The 22,714-nt window shown below is 62.6% G+C and carries 21 protein-coding genes; 5 read left to right on the top strand and 16 right to left on the bottom strand.

The genetic code is table 11. The features are described from left to right. The first annotated feature begins 38 nt into the window (after positions 1-38). The gene (locus QNO00_RS12340; RefSeq protein ID WP_284024696.1) at positions 39-1,424 is read left to right on the top strand and encodes a C1 family peptidase; all 1,386 of its coding nucleotides are present in this window, start codon (positions 39-41) and stop codon (positions 1,422-1,424) included. A 20-nt stretch (positions 1,425-1,444) separates the two neighbouring features. On the opposite strand, the gene QNO00_RS12345 is transcribed toward QNO00_RS12340, so the two are convergent. From QNO00_RS12345 to QNO00_RS12365, 5 genes are all read right to left on the bottom strand, one after another. Further along, entirely contained in the window at positions 1,445-2,185 is a 741-nt protein-coding gene (locus QNO00_RS12345) for a type 1 glutamine amidotransferase (protein ID WP_284024697.1), read from the bottom strand. A 12-nt stretch (positions 2,186-2,197) separates the two neighbouring features. Further along, positions 2,198-3,235 carry a dipeptidase gene (locus QNO00_RS12350; RefSeq protein ID WP_284024698.1) on the bottom strand — a complete coding sequence of 346 codons (1,038 nt, stop codon included), beginning with the start codon at positions 3,233-3,235 and terminating at the stop codon, positions 2,198-2,200. Positions 3,236-3,260: 25 nt separating this feature from the next. After that, on the bottom strand, positions 3,261-4,400 hold the full coding sequence (menC, locus tag QNO00_RS12355; protein ID WP_284024699.1) for an o-succinylbenzoate synthase: 1,140 nt from the start codon (positions 4,398-4,400) through the stop codon (positions 3,261-3,263). Then, entirely contained in the window at positions 4,397-4,972 is a 576-nt protein-coding gene (locus QNO00_RS12360) for a MurR/RpiR family transcriptional regulator (protein WP_284024700.1), read from the bottom strand. Before QNO00_RS12360 ends, menC begins: the two co-directional genes overlap by 4 nt. 143 nt (positions 4,973-5,115) lie before the next feature. Then, the gene (locus tag QNO00_RS12365; protein WP_284024701.1) at positions 5,116-5,922 is read right to left on the bottom strand and encodes a hypothetical protein; all 807 of its coding nucleotides are present in this window, start codon (positions 5,920-5,922) and stop codon (positions 5,116-5,118) included. 118 nt (positions 5,923-6,040) lie between these two features. Between QNO00_RS12365 and QNO00_RS12370 the strand changes: the two genes are divergently transcribed. Then, positions 6,041-7,162 carry a M20/M25/M40 family metallo-hydrolase gene (locus QNO00_RS12370; RefSeq protein WP_284024702.1) on the top strand — a complete coding sequence of 374 codons (1,122 nt, stop codon included), beginning with the start codon at positions 6,041-6,043 and terminating at the stop codon, positions 7,160-7,162. A 32-nt stretch (positions 7,163-7,194) separates the two neighbouring features. Here QNO00_RS12370 and QNO00_RS12375 read toward each other — a convergent pair whose 3' ends face one another. The 7 genes from QNO00_RS12375 to QNO00_RS12405 all read right to left on the bottom strand — a co-directional run bounded on the left by QNO00_RS12375 (position 7,195) and on the right by QNO00_RS12405 (position 15,614). Continuing rightward, positions 7,195-8,400, bottom strand: a complete 1,206-nt coding sequence (locus QNO00_RS12375; RefSeq protein WP_284024703.1) for a C39 family peptidase — start codon at positions 8,398-8,400, stop codon at positions 7,195-7,197. Next, positions 8,397-9,218, bottom strand: a complete 822-nt coding sequence (locus QNO00_RS12380) for a serine hydrolase (protein ID WP_229966849.1) — start codon at positions 9,216-9,218, stop codon at positions 8,397-8,399. Before QNO00_RS12380 ends, QNO00_RS12375 begins: the two co-directional genes overlap by 4 nt. A 33-nt stretch (positions 9,219-9,251) precedes the next feature. Continuing rightward, positions 9,252-10,070: a serine hydrolase gene (locus tag QNO00_RS12385; protein WP_229966848.1), complete on the bottom strand. Its 819-nt coding sequence runs from the start codon at positions 10,068-10,070 to the stop codon at positions 9,252-9,254. Further along, entirely contained in the window at positions 10,067-11,755 is a 1,689-nt protein-coding gene (locus QNO00_RS12390) for an ATP-binding cassette domain-containing protein (protein WP_284024704.1), read from the bottom strand. Before QNO00_RS12390 ends, QNO00_RS12385 begins: the two co-directional genes overlap by 4 nt. Before the next feature lie 2 nt (positions 11,756-11,757). After that, positions 11,758-12,690, bottom strand: coding sequence for an ABC transporter permease (locus QNO00_RS12395; RefSeq protein WP_284024705.1), 933 nt, complete (start codon positions 12,688-12,690; stop codon positions 11,758-11,760). Beyond that, positions 12,687-13,724 (bottom strand): ABC transporter permease, encoded by a 1,038-nt coding sequence (locus tag QNO00_RS12400; protein ID WP_229966845.1) that lies wholly within the window; start codon positions 13,722-13,724, stop codon positions 12,687-12,689. The genes QNO00_RS12395 and QNO00_RS12400 overlap by 4 nt, the downstream gene beginning before the upstream one ends. Positions 13,725-13,826: 102 nt before the next feature. Continuing rightward, entirely contained in the window at positions 13,827-15,614 is a 1,788-nt protein-coding gene (locus tag QNO00_RS12405; protein ID WP_229966844.1) for an ABC transporter substrate-binding protein, read from the bottom strand. A gap of 569 nt (positions 15,615-16,183) precedes the next feature. Here QNO00_RS12405 and QNO00_RS12410 point away from each other — a divergent pair. Next, positions 16,184-17,473, top strand: a complete 1,290-nt coding sequence (locus QNO00_RS12410; protein ID WP_284024706.1) for an alpha/beta hydrolase family protein — start codon at positions 16,184-16,186, stop codon at positions 17,471-17,473. Between the two features lie 7 nt (positions 17,474-17,480). Here the strand turns inward: QNO00_RS12410 and ybaK are convergent, their stop codons facing one another. The 3 genes from ybaK to QNO00_RS12425 form a co-directional block, all read right to left on the bottom strand. Beyond that, the gene (gene ybaK, locus QNO00_RS12415) at positions 17,481-17,984 is read right to left on the bottom strand and encodes a Cys-tRNA(Pro) deacylase (protein ID WP_229966842.1); all 504 of its coding nucleotides are present in this window, start codon (positions 17,982-17,984) and stop codon (positions 17,481-17,483) included. A 2-nt stretch (positions 17,985-17,986) separates the two neighbouring features. Next, positions 17,987-18,472, bottom strand: a complete 486-nt coding sequence (locus QNO00_RS12420) for a SufE family protein (protein WP_229966841.1) — start codon at positions 18,470-18,472, stop codon at positions 17,987-17,989. A 73-nt stretch (positions 18,473-18,545) separates the two neighbouring features. Next, positions 18,546-19,451: a sulfurtransferase gene (locus tag QNO00_RS12425; protein ID WP_284024707.1), complete on the bottom strand. Its 906-nt coding sequence runs from the start codon at positions 19,449-19,451 to the stop codon at positions 18,546-18,548. A gap of 386 nt (positions 19,452-19,837) precedes the next feature. On the opposite strand from QNO00_RS12425, the gene zapE reads away from it, so the two are divergent. Both zapE and QNO00_RS12435 read left to right on the top strand, forming a co-directional pair. Next, a complete protein-coding gene (gene zapE, locus QNO00_RS12430; protein ID WP_284024780.1) occupies positions 19,838-20,875 on the top strand; it encodes a cell division protein ZapE in 1,038 nt (345 codons plus the stop codon). Positions 20,876-20,950: 75 nt separating this feature from the next. After that, the gene (locus tag QNO00_RS12435; protein WP_284024708.1) at positions 20,951-22,051 is read left to right on the top strand and encodes an NAD-dependent epimerase/dehydratase family protein; all 1,101 of its coding nucleotides are present in this window, start codon (positions 20,951-20,953) and stop codon (positions 22,049-22,051) included. A 261-nt stretch (positions 22,052-22,312) separates the two neighbouring features. Here QNO00_RS12435 and QNO00_RS12440 read toward each other — a convergent pair whose 3' ends face one another. Further along, positions 22,313-22,570 (bottom strand): antitoxin, encoded by a 258-nt coding sequence (locus tag QNO00_RS12440; RefSeq protein WP_284024709.1) that lies wholly within the window; start codon positions 22,568-22,570, stop codon positions 22,313-22,315. Positions 22,571-22,714: the final 144 nt, after the last annotated feature.

The raw sequence follows: 22,714 nt of genomic DNA on the forward strand, positions 1-22,714 counted from the left end.
TCGGAATGGCCCTCCCGAAGTGAAAGAGAGCAGGCATCTTGTCGATCAATGCAGCAGAAAAAGGCACGGTGGCCATGAGCGGGCCATCTGCACGCCAAGGTGAACTGAGCCCGGCTACGGTGCAGGCTTTCGACGAGGGGTTTGCCTCCGATCCCCGGCGTCTGCGTGCACAGAATGCAGTGACATCGGTCGCGATCAACGACATTGCCCTGAACCGTTCCCGTTTGCTCTCCGTGCCCGGAAGCATTTCACACAGACTCGATGACTGGGAAGCTGTTGATCAGAAAAAAAGCGGCCGGTGCTGGCTCTTTGCTGCGCTGAACCTGCTTCGGGCAGACGCCCGGAAGAAACTGTCGCTCAAAAACTTCGAATTCAGCCAGAACCACGCCATGTACTGGGACAAGCTGGAACGGGCCAACGCCTTCCTGGAAGATATGATCACGCTTTCCGGCCGAAGCGTCGATGACCGGCTTCTTTCCTTTCTGCTGGGCAACGTCATGAATGACGGCGGTCAGTGGAATATGGCCGTTAGCATCTTCACCAAGCACGGTGCGGTGCCGAAGGAGGTCATGCCCGAAACGGAGTCATCCTCGAATACCTCCGCAATGAACAAGTCCCTGAGCAGCCACCTGCGCAAGGAAGCCGGGGTCCTGCGGGAGGCAATCACTGCCGGTGCGCTGCCGGAGCAGGTGGCAGCACATAAGGAACGGATACTCAGGGATTTCCACGCGATCCTGACCATCCATCTGGGAACACCGCCGAAGGATTTCGAATGGGCCTGGAATGATGACAACAAGAAATACTGCAACGCCGGCACCTTCACCCCGCAGGAGTTTCTGCGGAAATTCACCGACATGAATTTGGATGACTACGTATGCCTCGTTGACGATCCGCGTCCGGAGCACCCTAAAAACACACCGCTGACGGTGGATTATCTGGGAAATGTCGTTGGCGGAAATCCGGTGCTTTACCTCAATGCCGATATTGAAGTCATGCGGGAGCTTGCGGCAGCAGCAATTGTGGATGGTGAACCGGTGTGGTTTGGATGCGATGTTTCCCCGCAGATGTCTGAGAAGGACGGAGTATGGGCCGGTGACCTGTTCGACTATTCGGGCGTCTACGGGGTCGACTTGGTGTCCACGAAGGAAGACCGGGTGCGTTACCGGGATTCTGAAATGACCCATGCCATGCTCTTCACTGGTGTCGACCTCGTTAATGGGCGGCCTCGGCGCTGGCGCGTCGAAAACAGCTGGGGCAGCGAAAAGTTCGACAAGGGATTCTGCACCATGGACGACTCATGGTTCGACGAGTACGTTTTTGAAGTCGTGGTGAATAAGTCACGTCTTACCGGGCCTTTAAAAGATGCCCTGTCCAGGGAGCCGCTGGTCCTTCCGGCATGGGATCCGATGGGTGCACTTGCCTGAGCCCGGCCCGTTGAAAGTCCTCAGCCCACTCGATGAGCCTGGTTTTCCCAGACATGGACGGCAAACGCGGAGGCCATGGCGGCGCAGCGGCCGGCGCTGTCGGTGTCGTGGGTAAGAGCTGCCTCGACGAGTTGACCGAGGCTCAGCCCCTGCTCGGCCAGAGCAGCGTCGTCCCAGTTCCTGAGTTCTTCCGCCTGTACCTCCGGGTGAAACTGCAACCCCCAAACGCGTTCGCCCAACCGGAATGCCTGATTGGTGCAGTCCGAGCTGGACGCGAGGAGGACGGCGCCTGCCGGCAGAGCAGTGATCCGGTCCTGGTGGTTTTCAATGAGGAAAGCCTCCGGGGCAAAGGCGGATATGACCGTATCCAAGGCTCCCTCGTCCGTCACCCGAATACGTACGGCGCCCCGTTCCGGCGTTCCGTCATTCCGTTTCACCTCTCCTCGGGCAACGTCGGCCAGTAACTGCCCGCCCAAGCAGATCCCCAGCGTCGGAATGTCCCCGGCAATGGCCTGCTGCGCCAACCTGCGTTCCCGAGGGAGCCAGGGAGCTTGTTCGTAGTCATCGGGCATCAGCCCGCCGCCGAGCATTACCAGGCCGTCGAAAGCCGCCAGGGTTTCGGGCAGCCCGTCGCCGCCGAACCTGATGTCCAGGTCAAGGCCGGCATCGCGGAACCAAGGTTCCAGGCGGCGCAACCCGCTCTGGCGGGAGTTAACCACCACGAGCACTTTCGGCGGGTCGGACGGATTGTCATTTTCCATGATTGCTCCCACTCAGTTGGTTCCGGCCCGCACGAAAGAGCGGTAGTCGTCATCTGCACCCGCGAGCACTCGTAGGACGTTTCCGGAAGCAAGTTTGCGAAGGTCATCGTTGTCCCACCCGCGGTGCGACAGTTCAGCGAAGAGGTTCGGATAGCCGGCAACCGTGTCCAGCCCCTCCGGCATCGCGTCAGTACCGTCGAAGTCACCGCCCAGGCCAACTCCGTTGATGCCGGCGACGGACCGCACATGGTCAATATGGTCTGCTACGGTGCGGACATCCACCGGCGGCATCGGGCCCTTTTGACCGGCTACCACCCATGCGCGGCGCTCCGGACACATGAATGAGGGTACGAAAGTCACCATGTGGACACCTCCGGCCGCGGCCACACGTCGGATCACGTCATCGGGGACATTGCGCGGATGGGGGTTGACCGCATAGGCGCCGGAATGGCTGTTGATCACGGGCATGGTGGATGCATCCAAGGCATCGTGCATGGTTTTGACGGAGGCGTGGGCCAAATCCACCAGCATTCCGATGCGGTTCATTTCGGCGATGACTTCCCGGCCGAATGCGGTGAGGCCGTTATTGACCGCGGCGTCGGTGGCGGAATCGGCCCAGCTGCTGCTGGAGGTCCACGTCAGGGTCAGGTAGCGGGCACCCAAACGTGCATAACTGCGCAGCACGGCCAGCGAACCGTTGATCTGGCTGCCCCCTTCGACTCCGATCAGCGAGGCAACGCGGCCATCCTGCATGCTCCGGCGGACATCGTCTGCGGTGGACGCTAGCCGGAACGTATCGGGGTACCGGGCAGCCATCCGGTGCACGAAGTCGATCTGTTCCAGCGTTGCTTGGACCGCGTCTGCGCCGCCGATGTCGCTGTGGACCCACACCGACCAGAACTGTCCTGCAACACCGCCTTTCCGGAGCGCCGGAATATCGGTGTGCAGACTGAGCTTGTCGTCCTCCATTCCCTCGACGGAGTATCCGCGCGTGGTGCGTGCCGTCCAGGGGAAATCATTGTGCCCGTCAATGACGGGGATTTGTGGCAAGTGGCTAGTTCTCATGTGCGGTTCCCTATTGCCGTCCGGACTGGTCTGCAGGCACTTCGGAATCGAAATACCGCAGTTGGTTGTGCGCTATCCAGGCATGGTCGATTGCGAACCCGATGCCCGGACCGGTGGGAACATCGACAGCGCCGTCGCGGGCAGTAATAGCCGGGGTGATGACATCCCGGGCGTAGTACTTGTCCGAACCTGAAACATCCGAGGGCAAGGTGAAATTGGGGAGGGAGGAAAGCGCCACGTTACCCGCCCGGCCTATTCCAAATTCATGCATGCCGCCGCACCAAACAGGGATCCCCTCGTTCCACGCCAGGTCATGGGCGGCTTTGGCCACGGTCAGCCCGGCCATGCGGGACACCTTAATGTTCAGGACCCGGCCGGCCTTCATCGCGATCATGGTCCGCAGATCGTCGAGTTGAACCACGGCCTCGTCGAGGCACACTGCGGTGGCGATGCGTTCCTGCAGCCGGGCGTGGGCGGGAAAGTCGCGGGGGGCAAACGGCTGTTCGATCATGGTCAGGCCGTACGCATCCAGTTGGGCGAGCCGGTCCATGGAGGAGGTGTCTGAGCCGTAAGCACCGTTGGCGTCCACATGCAGGTCGAGTGCGGGGTAAGCCTGGCGCACGGCCTGAACCGGCAGGACGTCCCAGCCCGGTGCAATCTTCAGCTTGACCCGTCCGTAACCGGCTGAAACCTGCTTGTCGACTTGGTCCAGAAGGATATCGATGGTCGGCTCTATGCCCAGCGAGACTCCTGACCGGACCACCGAGCGGGTGCCGCCCAGCCCTGCGGCCAGCGACTGGCTGTTCGCCTTGGCCCACAGGTCCCAGGCGGCACCGGCGAACCCCGCCTTGGCGAATTCGTGGCCGCGGATTTTGGCCCAGCAGCCGTCAACGTCGCCGGGGTGCTCCCACTCGACTCCGAGCACGGACTGAACCAGGTATCCGGTAGCCATCAGCCAAGCGGTGTCAGTGGTTTCAGAAGTGAAATATGGATGGGTGGGGGAAGCGACTTCGCCCCAGCCGGTGGAATCATGCTCGTCGGTCAGCTCCACCAGGATGTGCGTGAGGCTGGACTTCTTATGCGAGCTGGTTTGGAAGCTGTGGACGAGCGGCAACTCCACCTCGAACAGGCGGACACGGGTGATCTTCATGAAAAACCCTTTTCATTTTCATCGGTCGGATCGAAGTAGAGGCCCATGGATTTTCCTATGGCGCCGCGGGTGCCGAGCCGGCGACGGGCACCTTTTGCGCTGGCCGCCGTCAGCGTGCTCAACAAATGACACACCGCCGCTATGGAGGTGGGCGAATCGGCGTAGGAGGCAGAACCGGCATTGAGCGCGATCAGCGCGGCGGCGTTCCGGGCCAGGGGCGAGTCCTCGCTGTCGGTGATCACCACCAGGCGTCCGCCGGCCTGTTGGAAGAGCCTGCCCAGCATCACTGTTTCCTTCCGGTACCGGCGCAACGAAAACAAGATCAGGACATCCGAGCTGCGCACATCGCTGAGGACGTCCAGCGGGTTCAGGGAGTGTCCGTCGATCAGGAACACGTTGGACAGCGTTGAGGCCAAATCGGCATTCAAGAGGGCGGCGTAGGCAGAGGACTTGCCCTCTCCGGCAATGTATTTCCGCCGGGCGCCAAGAATGATGGCCGCGGATTGCGGCACGGCCCCGCTGTAGCGCAAATGGGTGAAGGAATTGGCCAGGGATGCAGTCTCGGTTTCCATGAGCCTTTCCTGGAGTCCCTCCGCTGAAAAATTCTTCCTCAGCCGCACGCCGAAACGGTCCTCCGGCGACTCAAGCGAACGATTCAGCTCATAATCCTGGTCAAGAGGTTTCCCGGGATCCGCGGTGCCTGGTTGCTCCTGCATCATTTTCCTTCCGGACGGTCCCTGCTGGCCAGGTAAGCGGAAGTCAGCTGCCCTGCAGGCATGCAACTGACGAGAGTAAAGCCGGCGTCGAAGATGTCCTTCAGGCTCGATGCCAACCGTCCGCGGGTCCGGGCCTGGCTGCCGTAGGGGTCGCCGTCTGCCGGGAGCCCGGCCGGCACCGGTATCCAGTAGGCCTCCCCGTCGGGGATCAGCGCACCGAATTCCTCGTTCTGCAGGCCTTCGGGAGGAACGGGCATCTGTTTGGGTTCGGAATGTTCGGAACCGGGCCCAAACTTCCATTCGACGAGGATCCGGTCTGTGTTCTCCCGCCCGTAATAGTTCTCGATGAAGTCGATTCCACGGGCGCCCAGCGAGTTCAGGTTGAAGTGCGCGTTTCGAGCGAGCATCGGATCGAAGGTCCACCGCATGGCCCGGACTCCCTGGCGCAGCGTGAGATCGCGCTGGCAGTTTTTCAGGATCCGGCCGCACCCCTGGCCCTGGTAACGCGGGTCAATTACGGTGGCCTGCGAGTAGTGGTAGGGCATACCGCCGTCCAAGCCGGTGAACCCGTAGGCGAAACCGATCAAACTCGACTCCTCGTTGCAGATGCCGACCGCTGAGCCGCCGTTGCGCACCAGGGCGCTCAACAAGTTCATGTTTAGGCCATACCCCTTTGCTTCGTAGCCAAAGACTCTGCTGTAGAGGTCGTTGGCTTCTTGGAACGCGTCGTGGCTCGTGAGCAGTCCGCTGAAGCACTTCTGGCCCGTTGGTAAGGACCAGCTCCGCAGTTCATTCATTCTGGTCATGATGTGATCCGTAAACTCCGAGGGCGGGCTAGCTGCATGCTATGTTTCAGCATGTTTGTCAGTTACTTTCTGCAATATACGTTTCTTATCCTGAGGGGTCATTTTGACGCCAGATGAAATGCGATCTGCTGTTGCCCGTCGTGAAAACCTGATTCTGGAGCGGGTCAGGCACTTGGTGGAGATCGAGTCGCCCTCGGGGGACCGGGAGGCGAGCACCCGGATCACGGACGTGCTGATCGAATGGTTCGGCGCCCTCGACGTGCAGATCGAAACCGTCCGCGCCGAGGCAGGAACCCACTTGCTGATCGAAGCCCCGGGAACCACGGACGAAGCCCCGCTGCTGCTCATCGGACATTCCGACACCGTATGGCCCAGCGGAACCCTGGACACGAGCCTGCCCTGGTCGGTGCAGGACGGGGTGGTCCGAGGGCCGGGAGCGTTCGACATGAAAAGCGGGCTGGTCATGATCCTCTCGGCACTGGAACTCCTGAAAGGCCGTCCCCGCCGCAGTGTGCGCATCCTGATTAACGCGGACGAGGAAATCGGTTCCCCGACCTCCCAGGACCTTGTGCGCCGGGCCGTGGCAGGAGCGGCCGGGGCCATCGGCTTCGAATCCCCGCACCCGGATGGTGCCTTCAAAGTCGGCCGCCGCGGATCCACCCGGATCCACGTGGAAGTCACTGGCCATGAAGCGCATGCCGCGCTTGACCCCGACAAGGGTGTCTCGGCGATCGACGAACTCGTCGACCAGCTCCTCGTTCTCCGCGGAATTGTCGAGGAAGCCTCGCTCTCGGCTCCGGTCCTGTTCAATGTCGGGACTGTTTCCGGAGGGACCCGGGCCAATGTGGTGCCCGGCCAGGCCAGTGCTGAAATTGGGCTCCGATTCCTGGATGCCGTCACGGAGCATGCGGTCCTGGAGCGGTTTGCGGATTTGGCGCCCGTACGGAGGGGTGCCGTGGTGACTACCAAGGTGCTCAGCAGCCGCCCCGCTTGGAAAGCCACCAGCGCCGACGCGGCGCTGCTCCGGGAAGTGTCGCTCCTGGCCGAAGGCTTTGGCTGGGACGCCACCGGACGACCGGCAGCCGGAGCCGGGGACACCAACCTCGTGGGAGCCCTGGGGGTTCCCACGATCGACGGCTTCGGGCCGGCCGGTGCAGGGTCTCACGCAGCGGATGAACACTTTTTGCTCCCGGACCTTTACCGCCGCACCGCGCTGCTGGCCGCGCTTCTGCAGCGTTAGGCGCCGGAGCGCTACCGGGGGCAGTACGGGGGTTACCAATTGGGCTCCCCGGGTGACGGGGGCAACGGCACGCCGGGAGGGTGAAAGACATAGGTGATGCCTGCGCTTCCCTTCAACCAGGCGCTCTCGAAGGGTGCCCGGTCCAGCTCGCGCCGCACCTCGCCGCTCGAGGCGGCGCCGGGATCATTGACGATGACGTTTCCCTCCCCGGTGAACCCCGAGATCACCAACAGGTGCCCGTCCGTGTCATAACCGGCCTGCGGGAGTTCCTCCCTGGTGAATGAAACCGAAACGACCAACGGAATTCCGAGGGCAATGAAAGCTTCGGCTTCGGCGAGGGAACGCAAACGCGTGACAAAGGCCCGAAGCCCGAACCCGGCGGCATAAGCAGCATTGAACGCCCAGTTCCCGGTCCCCTCGTAGCCATGGTCATAGACGCCCTGCGCCGCCCAAATGATGTGCGGGTCGCCCTGGGGCGCCTCGATGGACTCGAGCACCTCGGCCCCGACCTTCCGGCCCCAGTAATACAGCACCATGCTGGTGGCGGTGGGGGAGCACCAGGCAGCACCCCCGCCGGCGAACGCCGGGTAGCAGCCGGCATGGATCATCTGCGGGAAGCGCGGGACATCTAGTGCGAGTCCCTTGTCCAGTGTGAAGGCACTGGTCGGTTTCAGATCGTCCGACGGCGGTGCGCTGACCATGGCATACAGGGCCGCCAGCTGCACCGGGGCAGTCGAGCCGGCGGGCCGCACCAGCGTTGCCCGGACCTGGAAAGCATGGAAGGGGCGGTCCTGCGCAGCACGGAACGTGTCGTTCAGCACCCGGCCGGCAGGGTCAGACTGTCCGTCGATGGTGGTTCGCCGGATATCGCCCGATGCGAAGTCGTCGCCGCCCGCCCAGTGGCCCAGAACGAACCATCTGCTCCAGCACCCGTCCGCCCCCCGGACCCGTAAGGCGGCTTCCAGCCAGGTTGCGGTGGGTGTAACGGCATGCCACGAGAGAACAGCCTCGCCGGCCGGGAAGCCGGTTTCAATAACAGGAGAGGTCGACACACCGCGCTGGTCGCCGCTCTCCGGGGGGATGGGCCGGGGACTCGCCGGGCCGGTCGCGCCCGCCGTTGTGTCGTCGATGCGCAGCGCTCCGTTGTCCCCGGACACGAGACCCGCAAGAGTTCCGGCAGCGAAACCGGGGTCCCTGCCCAGATCATGAAAGCGTATCCGGGGAGCCGGGCCGGTCATGCGCTGCCCTGAACATGCCCGCGAAGCAGCACACCGACGTCGCGCATTGCGTCCATGGCCGCATCACGGTGGTCGCTGCCCCGTTCCCAGTTCGCTAGCACCGCATAGGCCACCCGGCTTTCGGACGTCGACAGCACGCCAATGTCGGCGCGCACGCTGCTGGTCGTTCCCGTCTTGTTCCACAGCCACAGTCCGCGGTCATAGTAGTCATGGGCCAGCGGATCGAAGTTGAAGGTGGAAGCCACCATGGAGCAATCCACGCCGGCACCCAGCCACCGCCGCAGTGTGTCGCATCCGGCTGCGTCGAGCAGTTCGTTGCGGGCCAGACGGGAGACGAAACCGCTGAGCTCCGTGGCGCAGCCGGTGGAAAGGCTAGTCGGAAACCCGGCCGGGACCGGCCACCGCACGATGTCATTCAGGGAAGAGGAACGTATTCCCAGCTCCCTGGTGTGTGCGTGGATGACGTCCAGGCCGACCCTCCGGCACATGGTGTTGGTGGCTGCATTGTCGCTGACCGCACCAATCAGTGTGCAGATGTCATAGATACTCAGGGTCCCGGCCTGCAGCTGGTGCCACAGCCCGGAGTTGTCCATCCACTCGTTCGGTCGGCGGGTGACCTGCTCATCGAGGTTGAGGCGGCCCTCTGCTTCGAGCCTGAGGACCGAATGCAGCAGGAAGACCTTGCCGACGCTGGCGGTATCCAGCGCCCGGTCCGGCTCATATGAGAGGACCTCGGCACCGGAATCAATGTCGAAGGCGCTCACGGACCACGCGATGCCGGGGCTATCCAAGCGGTCGAGAATCTGTTGGCGCTCCATGCTCTTATGCCTCCATCGGCAGGTGTCGCCGGGTCATGGCAGACCGGTGACGAGCACCCGGATGGAATCACCGATCCGGTGCATGGCCCCGAGCACCAGTGCCCGCAAGTCTCCGGATTCATCGCTCCAATTCGCAGCAACCGCATAGGCCACACTGCGCGCCGGACCGTTGAGAATTCCGATGTCAGCGCGCGCGAAGCTCGTACTGCCGGTCTTATGCCGCAGCTCCATGCCCTGGTACTCGGGCTCATCATGGGCTAGCGGATCGAGAAGGAACCCGGCAGCGACCATCGAGGTGTCAGTGTCCGCGGCCAACCATCGGCTCACCAGCCCGCAGACTGATTTGTTCAGGATTTCATCCCGATTGAGCCGAATCATCAGGTCGCTGAGCTCAGCCGCTGTCCCGTAGGACGGGGTCCAGGGCAGGCCGGGACCACGTTCGTTGCGGATGTAGTCCAGGAGCGCGGTGTCCTTGTATCCGAGTTCCGCAGCCACGGCGTGGACGGAGTCGAGCCCGCAGAGGTGGATGAGGGCGTTGGTAGCCAGATTGTCGCTGACAGCGCCGACCAGCAGAGCAGCGTCGTAGGCCGTGATGCGCTGTTCGAACATGCGGTAGAGCAAGCCGGAATCCTCGACGACGTGCTCTTCGGGGATCTCGATCAACCGGTGCGGGTCCAGCCGCCCGTCGACTATGCGGCGGGCGACGTCGATGAGCAGGAACACCTTCCCAATGCTGGCGGTCCGGCACACGGTGTCGGAGTGGTGGGTCGCCGCCACCTGTCGGGTATCGGCGTCCAGAATATGTATGGACCAGGTGACCCGGTCATCGAGTTCGGGCAGCGTAAAGGTCATGAGGTGCTGCCGCCTTCCGCGGTTCGGACGGGGGCACCGGATTCGAGGTCCCGGTGGATCATCGGGGCGGCGGCGAGCAGCCGCTTCGTGTACTCGTGTTTCGGATCCAGGAGCACCTGTTCGGCAGGTCCTCTCTCGACAATTTCGCCGTCCACCATGACGGCCACGGTATCGGCAATATTCCAGGCCAGGCCCAGGTCGTGGGTGATGACCAGAGCCGAGAGGCCCAGGCTGCGCTTGAGGTTCAGCAGCAGGGCCAGGACCTCGCCGCGTGCTGAGGCATCGAGGGAAGCGACGGGCTCATCCGCGATGAGCATCTGCGGGTCCATGGCCAAGGCACCGGCAATCACTACGCGCTGGCGCTGTCCGCCGGAGAGCTCCTGCGGAATGGCACCGAAGTAGTCCTCGCCGGGGATCAGCTCCGCGTTCTCCAGGCTGCGGATCACCTGTTCGCGTTCATCGCCCGGGTACTTCTGGATCCGCAGGCCCTCGGCCACTGATTCGTAGACTGAAAGCTTTGGGTTCAGCGACGCGCTGGGGTCCTGGAGGATCAGCTGGACCTCCTTGCGGAATGCGCGCAGCTGCCGGGTGGTGCGGCCCAGCTGTTTGCCGCCGTACAGGATTTCACCTCCTGAATCCGGCAGCTCCAGACCGAGCAGGGTGCGGGCAAGGGTCGACTTGCCGGAACCGGACTGGCCCACCAGGGCCAGGATCTCACCGCGGTGGATTTGCAGGTCCACGTTCCGTACTGCCCGAACCGTTCTTCCACCGGTGTGGAAGGTGACGTTCAGGTTCTTGGCTTCGAGGAGAACCTCGCCGCTTACTGCCGACGGTGTTGCTGCGGGTTTGGCGTAGTCCCGGCGGGTCACTGGGTTGAGCCGGGATTCGGGGTCGCCTATCTCAGGGAACGCATCGGCCAGCTGTTTGGTGTATGCGGCCTGGGGGTTCGTGCAGATCTGCCGGGAGTCGCCGACCTCAATCACTTCCCCTCCCCGCATTACGGCTATCCGCTCGCAGGCGGCCGCCAGGACGGAAAGGTCGTGGCTGATCATCAGCAGCGAGATGCCGCGGCCGGTGACCAGTTCCTTCAGTACCTGCAGTACCTGGGCCTGAACGATGACGTCCAGGGCAGTGGTCGGTTCATCGGCGATGATAATGTCCGGCTCGCATGCCAGTGCCATGGCGATCATGACGCGCTGCTTCTGTCCGCCCGAGAGCTGGTGCGGGTAGGACTTGGCTTTCGCCGGGTCGACGTCGACCTGCCGCAGCAAATCGCCCAGGCGCTGCCGGCGGGAAGCCTCGGTATTCCAGCTGCCTTTCACATGCAGTTCCAGGGCCTCAATGATCTGTACTCCGACCATCTGCACCGGGTTTAGCGAGTGCATAGCGCCCTGGAACACGATGGAGGCCTCGGACCATCGGACGGCGCGCAGTTGCCCGAAGGTCAGGTCGGCGATGTTCTTGTCGCCGACCAGCACGTTGCCGTCGACGCGGGCATTGGAGGGAAGCAGCCGGAGGACGCTCATGGCGAGCGTCGACTTCCCGGATCCCGATTCGCCGGCTACGCCCAGTGTTTCGCCTGCCGGAAGGGCCAGGCTTACGTTCTTGACGGCTTGGATCACCCCGCGGCCGCTGCCGGTGGTGGAGTAGCTGATGGAGACGTTGTCGAAGACGAGATCTGGCATGTCTACCGGCTCCTCATGGTGGGGTTGGTGATTGATTCAAAGGCACGGCCCACCAGGGTGAATGCCAGCACCACCAGCAGGATGGCCAGGCCCGGGATGATGACATACCACCAGTAGCCGCTGGTTGCCGCCGAGACGTCCATGGCGTTCTTTAGGATGGTTCCCCAGGATTGCTGGGTCGTGTCGCCCAGCCCGAGGAACGCCAGAGTCGATTCGGCGATGATTGCCGAGCCCACAGTCAGCGTCGTGTTGGCCATGACCAGGGGAAGCACCGCCGGGAAAAGGTGTTTCATAATGATGTGCAGGTGCCCGGCTCCGAGCGCCCTCGACCGTTCAATGTAGGGCCGGGACTCGACAGAGAGTGTTTGTGCGCGGACCACACGTGCTGTGCCCGCCCATGACGTCACCCCGATGGCGATGACGATTGTCAGGACGCCGCGGGAGAGCACCGAGGACAGGACAATCGCCAGGATGAGGGAAGGCAGCACCAGGAAGAAGTCAACGAAACGCATGATGACCCCTGCGGTCAGCCCGGTGAAGTGCCCGGCTGCCATGCCAACCAGTGTGCCGATGAACATCGACATGGCGGTGGCGGCGATGCCGACGATCAGCGACACGCGGGCTCCCCACAGCATCCGGACCCAAAGTTCCCGGCCCTGGTGGTCGGTCCCCAGCGGGTGCTCCCAGGAGGGGGGAGCGAAGCGCGGCTGGTCCATCAACAGGGTGACGTCCAGCATGGATCGGGGGGCGAGCACAGGGGCGAAAATGGCAGCCAGGATTACCACTGACAGGAATACTGCCCCCAGCAGGCCGGTCTTGCTCCGGCAGAACTGCTTCCAGACGTTGGCGGCCGCTGCCAGGCGGCGCCGGCGGACAATTTGGCGGCGTGAAAGTTGGGCCTGCGGCTTGCGGTTCCGTGCGGTTTCGGTGCTCATGACCGCCTCACTCTCGGGTCAAGCTGGCGGTAGACCAGGTCGGCAACCAGGTTCATGATGATGATGATGGTCGAAAAGACCACGAAGGTACCTTGCAGCAGCGGCATGTCCGGTCCGCTGATGGCCTCGTAGGTCAGCTTGCCGAGACCCGGCCAGGAGAAAACTGTTTCGACGGTGACAGCACCCGCAATGAGTCCACCGATGTGCATGAAAACGAGGGTGACGGTTGGGAGCATTGCATTTGGCACGGCATGCCGTCGGCGGACCAGATCGTCCCGGAGGCCCTTTGCCCGGGCCGTGGTCAGGTAGTCGGAGGACATTTCTTCAATGAGCGATGCCCGCATCACCAGCAGGTATTGCGCATATACGACCGCCACCATGCTCGCCACCGGCAGGGCCATGTGCCGGGCAACGTCGATCACGTATTCGATGCCGCTGGCCTCCAGCCCGGGCGTCACCATCCCCCCGGTTGGAAACCAGCGAAGGGTTCCGCCGAAGATCATCAACAGGATGAGTCCCAGCCAGAAGGTGGGTACGGACCAGAACACCAGGGAAATCCCCGTGGCCGCCCGGTCAAACCAGGAGCCGCGTTTCCAAGCGGCGTGCTGGCCCAGCCACAGCCCGAGGACGATGGCCACTAGGGCAGCGGTGGCCGTCAGCACCAGAGTGGGGCCGATGTACTCAGCGATGAGCGAACTGACCGCCTTGCGGTAAACATAACTCTCACCCAGGTTGCCGCTGAAGATATTGACTATGTAATCCCAGAACTGGGCAGGGAGCGGTTTATCCAGCCCATACTGGCTGCGCAACTCGGCAATTTGTTCAGGACTCATCGGTCGTTCCTGGGCGATTCGGCGGACCGGGTCGCCGGGCAGGATACGGAAGGCGAAGAACCCGAGCAGAATGACCATGGCGAAGCTAATCAGTGCACCGCCCGCCTTGGACGCCGCGTAGCGGATAAAGGAGGAATCGACCTGGTCAGGTGATTCCTGTTCTGCCTTCACCGCCCCAATGGGTGCTGTTGCAGCGGACATATCAGCGCTCTCTTCTTCTTTCAGGAGTCAGACCGGTCCGAACTGACGGCAGGGCCGGCGCACTTTGTTGCACTACGCCGACCCTGCCATCGAACGGGAGAGCTACTCGCGGTCACCCGCGGATTTGCGGCGGTTCAGGGCGAAGGCGACGCCGCCGATAACGACGACAGCCAGGGCTCCGAGCCCGACCCAGAGGCCGGTGTTTCCGTCGGAGCTTTCAACCTGGGCGGACTGGACACTGTCGACGGTCAGGAAGCCCCAGTAACCGGCCTGGTTGGCGATGATGCCGTTCTGTTCCGGCTGAAGCGTGAAGCCGGTGAAACGGTCGGAACGGTAAGCCTCGAGGGAGCGCGGATACCAAAGGGTGATCTGAGCCGCGTCCGTGTAATGCATCCGGAGCATGTCATGAACAATGGAGGCACGTTTTTCGGCATCGAGTTCTGAGTGCTGTTCCGCGAACATCCGGTCAAATTCCGGGTTGCAGTAGCCATCCTGGCTGGTTGCCCCGTTGCCTTCGGCGTCCGGACGCGAAGCGCAGGTGTTTATACCCAACTGGTAGTCGGGATCCGGATTCACACTCCACCCCGTGAAGTACAGATCGTAGTCACCCTTGGCGGTCTTGTCCGAGATGGTATCGGAGTCGGTCGACTCCACAACAAGCGCGATGCCGATGTCTTTCATCCAGGGAACGAGGTATTCGGACATTGACTGCTCGTTGGAGCTGGCCGCGTCCACGAGCAGCCGCAGTTCGAGCGTTTCGCCGTTCTTGGAACGTATTCCGTTGCTGTCCGCAACCCAACCGGCATCGTCGAGAGTTTTCTTGGCAACCTCTGGATCGAACCCCACAATGGCGCTGTCATCGTTCGGCAGGTGCCACTGGGCGAAGGCGGAGGGGATGAAGCTGGTTGCAGGGGTGCCGTAGTCGCCGAGCACCTGTGTCAGCAGGGATTCGGTGTCGATGCCCAAACGCATGGCCTCGCGCACCGCCTTGTCCTGCAGGCCGGTGTGGCCGGTTCCGTAGGCGACACCTTCCGGGGTTTCGGAGCCGGAATTGATCCCGATGCCGGTGAAGCGGCGGCCTTCCCCGGCCTGGGTGGTGATGTTTGCTTCATTTTCCAAGGCCTTGAACTGCGTGGGCGTTAGGCCTGTGACGAAATCGACCTCTCCTGCGCGCAGGGCCTGCAGCTGGGCGTCCGAGTTCGTGTAGTAGACGTACTGGATTGCACCAATATTCGGCGCCCCCCGCCAGAAATTGGGGTTCGCCTTCAGATCGATCGACTGGTTCGCCTGGTAGCTTTCCAGCAAGTAGGGTCCGGAGCCGACTACGTCCTTGTCGTTCGGATAGGTGGTGGGATCGGAGATTTCCGACCAGACATGTTCCGGGACCACGGGGATCTCGGTTCCCGGGTTCGGGGCCTGGGGGGTCTTGAGGTTGATCACGACGGTCTTGTCATCGGGCGTGTCAATGGATTCAAAGTTCGAAACCAGGTTGCCGTTAGCAGTGCCCATGGCAGGAATGGTCATCATCTGCTCGTATGTCCATTTAACGTCCTCGGAGGTGATTGGCTCCCCGTCGGACCACTTCAGCCCGTCATTCAGCGTGAAGGTCCATTGCATTCCGTCCGGGGTGGATTCCCAGTCCTGTGCGAGGCCAGCCGTTGGAGAGCCGTCCTTGGCATCATTCTGGACGAGGCTTTCGTACATGTAACGGATGGAATTAGTCGGCAATAAGTAGATCGACGTAAATGGGTTGAACGAGTCCACGAACCCCGCGGTGGCAATCCGGAAGGTTTCGTTACCCTCGGCAGCGGGTGCCGTTTCAGCTGCCAGCGCCGGTGTGGCAGCGCCGCCCATGCTTCCCGCCACCAGAGCCAGTGACGCCGTGGCCATTTGGAATGAACGAACCCATTTGGGTCGGCTTTTTGCGGAAGATCCCATATGTATCGTATTCCTTCGTTTTTGTCTGGCGCCCTACGCCGTGCGCTGGTCCCGTCTCTGGAGAATATAGGAGGGGGTGGTGAAGTCAATAGAACGCGTCCAGTTAAGCAGAACCGCCAATTTGCGGTAGAAAAGCCAGCATTCTGACAAATGATGTAGATGTCGAGAAAACATTTTGATAACTCACAAGCTCACCCTCAGCTGGTTTCGGCGCCTTCGGCAGTGCCTACGGCGTCGGATTTCATTCCTCAATGAAGCATTGATGCGGAATTGTTACTGGGAACTTACGGAACCTATCCAGACTCCAAGGCATGAAAACGCCCGCTGGGCGCCTGATTCTTCCAGGCAGCTGAGCCCGTACCTGCAAGCCGCCCGGGGCACTTGCGGGCCCGGTTAGACAGCAGTGGAAACGGTTTCCTCGCACTGCCGGCGGGGAAGGGCGGGTGTATTGCCAGTGACACTTGGCCCACCGGCGGCATGGGCGCGCTGCGGCACGATGAACCATCAGTCAGAATGGACTCATGGCTATCTCCATTCCCGCGCTTCCGTTCCAGGCCCTTCCCGCCGAACCCGCACCGCCAACCGGCCTCTCGGCCCCGTGGATCAAATGGACGGCATTCGGGGCCGGAATGGGGGCGGCGGCAACCGCTGCGCTGTTCGCTGCAACGTCCGGTCTGGGAGTGTATTTCGCCCGCCAAGTAGTCACCCCGCGCCGGACCCGGGATGCGAACCTGCAAATCCTGGCCGTCATCGATTCCGAACACGGCAAGCAGGTCATTCTGCCCGCCAACGAAGACACCACCGTTGACGGCACCTACAGCCTGTTTTTCGACGGCGGTGCCGGCCACGCCCGGATCGGCGCCATCCGCTCCTACGAGCCGCGGGAAGGCACGGTGCAGCGGGATGTCGAAGAAATCTACAGCGGCGACCTGCTCAAAGCCGTGCGCGGCTGGTGGAGCGGCGCCATCTACGAATCGCCCACCTCCGTCGGGCTGGCCGAAGAGGAAGTGAACATTGCCGTGGACGGCGGGCTGGCGCCGGCCTGGCTGGTGCGGGCCGACGCCGACGCCGCCACCTGGGCGATCATGGTCCACGGCCGGGGGGCCCAGCGCACGGAGGGCCTGCGTGCTGTCCGCACCGCGCGTGAGGCGGGAATGACGAGCCTGCTCATTTCCTACCGGAACGACGGCGAAGCCCCCTATGCCTCCGACGGCCGATACGGGCTGGGCCTCACGGAGTGGCACGACGTCGAATGCGCCATCCGCTACGCGCTGGCGCACGGGGCCAAGGACGTTGTGCTTTTCGGCTGGTCCATGGGCGGTGCCGTCAGCCTGCAGGCGGCCGACCGGTCACCGCTGCGCCGTCACATCCGCGCGCTGGTGCTCGACGGACCGGTGATCAACTGGCTCGATGTGCTCAGCCACCACGCCCGGCTGAACCGGATTCCGGTGCAGTCCGGCCGTCTGGGACAGTGGCTGATCTCCAATCCGGCAGGCCGCGCGCTGACCGGTCTGGCTGCGCCGCTGGACCTCAAGAGCATGGACTGGGTGGCTCGAGCCGAGGAAATCCGGATCCCCACCCTGATTCTGCACAGCGAGGACGACGAATTCGTGCCGTTTGGCCCCTCGGCTGAGCTGGCGGAGAAAAACCCGGGCGTGGTGACGTTCGAGCGGTTCTCCAAGGCCGGTCACACCAAGGAATACAACGTTGACCCGGAGCGGTGGGAGACCACGGTCCTGGTCTGGCTGAACAACGTTCTGGGCCGCACCCGGCATCCCGCAGAGCGCCGGGCGGACACGCCGAAGGGCTAAGAGCTGCTCAGCTCTTGGGTCCCGCGATAGGGGCCGAGAGTGCGGAGGTCAGCCGGATCAGGTCAAACGGTGACAGTCCGATTTGGAAGCCCCGCCGGCCGCCGGAGACGTAGATGGTGTCCAGCAGCTCGGCGGAGGAATCGATTCCGGCGGCGCTGGGATGGCGCTGCCCCAGCGGTGAAATGCCGCCCACAACGTAGCCGGTGCGCCGTTCGGCCTCTGCCCGGTGCGCCATGCTGGCCTTCCGGGCGCCCATCAGTGCGGCGAACTTCTTCAGGTCCAGGTTGTACGCCACCGGAACCATGGCCACCGCCAGCCGTCCGCCGAGGTCCACCATGAGTGTCTTGTACACGGATTCCGGCGGCAGTCCAAGTTTGTCCGCGGCCTCCAGGCCGTACGACGGCGCATCGTGGTCGTGCGTGTAGCTCAGTGTCTCGTACGGAACTTTTGCGGCGTCGAGGACCCGGGTTGCCGGCGTCGCACTTCCTGATGTCTTTCCTCGACCCGCCATGGTTATGCCTGCTTTCCGCTGTCCGCAGCGTCCCTGGATGCTGCATCCTGCTCGAGCCGGCGCTTGATGCGTCCGAGCATTGCTGACATTCCGCGCATCCGCAGGGGAGTGATGGCCCGGGTGAGCCCGAGCCGGTCCGGAACATCCGCCGGCACCGCGAGGATCTCAGCGGCCGGCAGTCCGTTCAGCCCCTCGTGGAGGACGCTGGCGAAACCGCGGGTGGTGGGAGCCTCCCGCGGTGCCGAAAAGAACAGCTGGACCCGGCGCTCGGGGGAGTCATCCACCTCGATGGTCAGGAACAGCGGCGACTGGCACTCAACGACCTGTTCGAGCAGTTCCGGGTGCTCGGCCAGCCGATCCGGCAGGGGAGGAAGGGTCCGCGAAAACTCCAGGAGCAGTTCCAGCCGCTCCACTTCTTCGAGGGCCTGGAAGTCCTCGATGATTTCGGCAAGCTGTGCCGGTACGGTCGGTAGTGCTGACGTGGTCATATGCTTCGTCTCTCCGCTGTGGTGCTGGTGCTTGGTGTGTTGTGCCGGTGCTGAGGTGCTGTGCTGCCGCGGCCTAGCGTGCTGCCGGAGCTTCTCCGGGTGCCTCGCCCTTAGCGATCGGAACCCGCACGGCGTTGCCCCATTCGGTCCAGGACCCGTCGTAGTTGCGGACCGAGTCGAAACCCAGCAGGTGCTTCAGTACAAACCAAGTATGGCTGGAACGTTCGCCGATCCGACAGTAGGCGACGACGTCGTCGCCCTCCCGGAGTCCGGCCTGGTCCTTGTACAGCGCCTCCAGCTCGGGCCGTGTGCGGAAGGTTCCGTCGTCAGCGGCAGCCTTGCTCCACGGCACCGATGCGGCGGTCGGGATGTGGCCGCCCTTCATGGCGCCCTCATCCATGTAGTCCGGCATGTGGGTGCGGTCGCCGGTGTATTCGGCGGGAGAGCGGACATCGATCAGCGGGCCCTTGCCCAGGTGTGCAAGGACGTCGGGCAGGTAGGCGCGGATCGGCGCATCGTTGCGTTCGACGACGGGATAATCAGTGGCCGCGACCTGCGGCTTGTCCGTGGTCATCTCCCGGCCTTCCGCAATCCACTTGTCCCGTCCGCCGTCGAGCAGGCGAACGTCCTCGTGGCCGAAGAGGGTGAAGACCCACAGTGCGTAGGCTGCCCACCAGTTGCTCTTGTCGCCATAAATGACGACTGTCGAATCGCGGGTAATGCCCTTGCGGGACATAAGCGACGCGAAAGACTCTCCGTCCACGAAATCTCGGGTATCGGTGTCATTGAGATCCGTATGCCAGTCGATTTTCCGTGCACCCGGAATGTGGCCCGTCTCGTAGAGCAGGATGTCTTCGTTTGATTCCAGGACCACCAGCCCGTCAGTTTCCAAGTTGTCGGCGAGCCACTGTGTGGAGACGAGCCGCTCGGGATGGGCATAGTCGGCAAACTTGGATGCGGTGTCCGGGGCAATCGACATGTATGTGGCCTCTTTCGGTTTCGGATCGGCCGCCGCGAAGGCGGCTGGCACGGGCTTACCTCTAGCCTAACGACGCGTGCGGACGAAAACTTCCGATGGTCTGCTGATGTCTCCGAACTTTGTGCCCGAACTTTTGTGCCCTGACTTTGTGCCGGGCTATTTGTGCCGGGCCATTTGCGCCGATGGCCGGACGGGCCCGCGCTCGCAGCTGAGCGCTTGTCCGGAATTCAATCTCAACGGGGACGTCCCGGAAATCCGGTGGCTGGGCCCTCTTGGCGTATCGTTGCAACGGCGGCAATTTTGCCGGCGGCAGATCTGGTACCACTGGCCGCACTACCGTGGGAACCTTTGACACCTATCAACATCGGATGGACGGATTGCGCACAGTGGCACAAGTGGAGCACCTTGCAGAGCGGACTCCCCAGGTCTCGACAGATGACCTGTTGAAGGGGTTCTTCCCTTCTCCGCGGTTCGGCTCAGTTTCCTTCGACAGCTACCGTCCGGATCCATCGCAGCCCTCCCAGGCGCATGCGGTGAGCTCGATGCGGAACTTTGCTGCCGCCGTCGACATTCCCGAGCCGACCGGTTTGCGCAGGCTCTTCGGTGCCAAAAAGCCCGATTCCAAGGCCGGGTTCTATTTGGACGGTGGGTTCGGCGTCGGCAAGACGCACCTGCTTGCCTCGCTGTGGCACTCGGTTGAGGGCCCCAAGGCCTTCGGAACGTTTGTCGAGTACACGAACCTGGTTGGTGCATTGTCCTTCCGCAAGACCGTGGATGCCCTGAGCACCTACAAATTGGTGTGCATCGATGAATTCGAGCTCGATGATCCGGGCGACACCGTTCTGATGTCCCGTTTGATGCGGGAGCTTGCTGATGCCGGCGTCAAGCTTGCTGCCACGTCCAATACCCTGCCCGGTTCCCTGGGCGAGGGGCGTTTTGCCGCCGTCGACTTCCAGCGGGAAATCCAGGTTCTGGCCGACCAGTTCGACGTCGTGCGCATTGACGGTGAGGACTACCGGCACCGCGGTCTGCCGCAGTCTCCCGATCCCGTTGCCGAAGACGAGCTCGAAAGCCGGGTTACCGCGGAGTTCAGCGGAAAGGTGGTGGCCGAGGACGATTTCACTGCCCTGATCAACCATCTCTCCACCGTGCACCCCAGCCGCTACCGTCAGCTCATTAGCGGTATCGACGCCGTCGCGTGGCACAACGTCGGCACCATCACCGAGCAGTCGGTTGCCCTGCGCTTTGTGGTCCTCGCGGACCGGCTGTACGACAAGGATGTTCCGATTCTCGCCAGTGGTGTTCCGTTCGATCAGCTCTTCACTGAGGAAATGATGAACGGTGGGTACATGAAGAAGTACTTCCGTGCTGTGTCCAGGCTTACCGCCCTGGCTCGCCAGGGTCAGACCGGGGAAGCGGCCTAGTCTCGGTTGGCGGTGCCGGGGCTGCTTTGAATAACTGATGGCAAAGATGGGGGTCTTGTGCGCAGAGCAGTTATCTTGGGTGGCAGCGGACTGATTGGCCGTGCCGTTGCCCGGCGGCTTTTGTCGTCCGGCTGGAATGTCGATATCACGGGCAGGAACCCATCCAACGTTCCTGCCGATCTCACCGCCTCGGGTGCGGCATTTCATGCGGCCGACCGCAGCGATACCGGGGCTCTGCGGCATCTTGTGGGCTCTGGTGCGGATTTGCTGGTGGATTGCCTGTGCTTCACTGCAGCTGATGCCCTGCATCTTCTTCCGTTTTTGGGTGATGTGGGTTCGTCTGTGATGCTCTCCAGCAAAGCCGTTTATGTCGATTCGTTTGGGCGGCCCGTGAATTCGCCCGACCGTCCTGTCTTTTCCGGCCCAGTTTCTGAAGACCAGCCCACTGTCGCTCCGGGCAACGGCTATTTTGACTCGCCCGAAGGGTATGGACGCAACAAGGTAGCTGCTGAACACGTGCTGCTGGACAGTGGGCATCCGGTCACTGTCCTCCGTGCGTCAAAGGTACATGGGGAGGGTGCCTCTCCTGCCCGTGAATGGGTCTTTGTCCGTCGTGTCCTGGATGCCCGAAAAGCCGTGTTGCTGACTTCCTCCGGTTCCGGTGTAGACCATACGACTGCAGCTGTGAACGTCGCTGCGCTGGTGGAGCGTATTGCGGCGAACCCCGGTAGCCGGATCCTCAACAGCGCAGATCCTGATGCTCCGAGTGCTCTCGAGATTTCACGTGTTGTCGCGGCCTATTTCGGACACCGGTGGGAGGAGATACTGCTTGCCGGTGGAAGTGGGTCTGGCGGCCGTGCTGGCAGCGCTGGCAGTGGTGCCAGTGCGGGGAGTGGTGGCGGTCGTGGTTCAGGGGGAGCAGCGCCGGGTGAGCGTGGCAGTGCCCAGCTGGGTGCGCATCCCTGGGAGAGTGCTGCGCCCATTATTCTGGACACCCGTGCCTCTCTGGAGCTCGGTTACGTTCCTGTGGGTGATTACGCAGCCACGGTCCAAACTGAGCTGGACTGGCTTTCCAGGAGTGCCGACGATCCTGCCTCTGCAGCCGGTCGTCTGGAATTCTTCAACCGATACGTTGACTACGCTGCGGAAGATCGATTTATGTCGGAACGTCGGTAGCACTCTGTCGAATACTGACGCTGGTTTTGCCGGCCATCCTGCGGCCTACCAGCCAGAAGCACCGCTAGCAACCGAAACCCATTGGATTCTTGGAGGCGATTATCCGCGACACTGCGAGATTCCGCCTTCCAAACGCTAATCGTTTGTGGTGCGCTGAGGTGGTCCTGCTAACCGGGGTCTTCGCAGGGATAGACGACTTAAATGACGAAGGTCCTGGTGCCGCCACTCGGCGGAACCAGGACCCTTGTCGTGCTCTGAAGCTTATACGGCCGGAGGAGTCGGTCCGGATTCAGTTCCGGAGTCGGGACCCTGCTTGCGGTCGACCTTGTCTACCGCCTCTGAGGCCTTGCTCTGGAAGCCATCGATCTTGTCGGAGTACTTTCCGCCAGTCTTCTGATCGACGAAGTTTCCTGCGTGATCGATGCCGCCCTTGATCTTGTCAGCGTTTCCGCCCACAAACTCGGTTGCCTTGTCCTTCAGCTCTCCGGCCTTGCCCTTGAGCCCGTCAAATACAGACACGGACACCTCCTTTCGCAGGGGAAACCAAACGTTTCCCGTTCATTTCAATCGTAAGGCAACTGAGTTGATGGACCAACAGCTGCAACTGGGCCTTTGGGCAGGGTGCTGGCGCGATGACGGGCTGAACGCGCGGGAAGGACCTCT

Origin of the sequence: Arthrobacter sp. zg-Y1219 (assembly GCF_030125545.1) — a bacterium.
Lineage (GTDB): Bacteria > Actinomycetota > Actinomycetes > Actinomycetales > Micrococcaceae > Arthrobacter_B.

Bases quoted from the DNA above. Each gene is read 5' to 3' on its own strand.
- QNO00_RS12405 (WP_229966844.1), bottom strand. From the start codon at position 15,614: ATGGCCACGGCGTCACTGGCTCTGGTGGCGGGAAGCATGGGCGGCGCT.
- QNO00_RS12400 (WP_229966845.1), bottom strand. From the start codon at position 13,724: ATGTCCGCTGCAACAGCACCCATTGGGGCGGTGAAGGCAGAACAGGAA.
- QNO00_RS12380 (WP_229966849.1), bottom strand. From the start codon at position 9,218: ATGGAGCGCCAACAGATTCTCGACCGCTTGGATAGCCCCGGCATCGCG.
- QNO00_RS12360 (WP_284024700.1), bottom strand. From the start codon at position 4,972: ATGGAAACCGAGACTGCATCCCTGGCCAATTCCTTCACCCATTTGCGC.
- QNO00_RS12375 (WP_284024703.1), bottom strand. From the start codon at position 8,400: ATGACCGGCCCGGCTCCCCGGATACGCTTTCATGATCTGGGCAGGGAC.
- QNO00_RS12390 (WP_284024704.1), bottom strand. From the start codon at position 11,755: ATGCCAGATCTCGTCTTCGACAACGTCTCCATCAGCTACTCCACCACC.
- QNO00_RS12395 (WP_284024705.1), bottom strand. From the start codon at position 12,690: ATGAGCACCGAAACCGCACGGAACCGCAAGCCGCAGGCCCAACTTTCA.
- QNO00_RS12425 (WP_284024707.1), bottom strand. From the start codon at position 19,451: ATGTCGATTGCCCCGGACACCGCATCCAAGTTTGCCGACTATGCCCAT.
- QNO00_RS12370 (WP_284024702.1), top strand. From the start codon at position 6,041: ATGCGATCTGCTGTTGCCCGTCGTGAAAACCTGATTCTGGAGCGGGTC.
- QNO00_RS12345 (WP_284024697.1), bottom strand. From the start codon at position 2,185: ATGGAAAATGACAATCCGTCCGACCCGCCGAAAGTGCTCGTGGTGGTT.
- QNO00_RS12385 (WP_229966848.1), bottom strand. From the start codon at position 10,070: ATGACCTTTACGCTGCCCGAACTCGATGACCGGGTCACCTGGTCCATA.
- ybaK (WP_229966842.1), bottom strand. From the start codon at position 17,984: ATGGCGGGTCGAGGAAAGACATCAGGAAGTGCGACGCCGGCAACCCGG.
- QNO00_RS12420 (WP_229966841.1), bottom strand. From the start codon at position 18,472: ATGACCACGTCAGCACTACCGACCGTACCGGCACAGCTTGCCGAAATC.
- QNO00_RS12365 (WP_284024701.1), bottom strand. From the start codon at position 5,922: ATGACCAGAATGAATGAACTGCGGAGCTGGTCCTTACCAACGGGCCAG.
- menC (WP_284024699.1), bottom strand. From the start codon at position 4,400: ATGAAGATCACCCGTGTCCGCCTGTTCGAGGTGGAGTTGCCGCTCGTC.
- QNO00_RS12410 (WP_284024706.1), top strand. From the start codon at position 16,184: ATGGCTATCTCCATTCCCGCGCTTCCGTTCCAGGCCCTTCCCGCCGAA.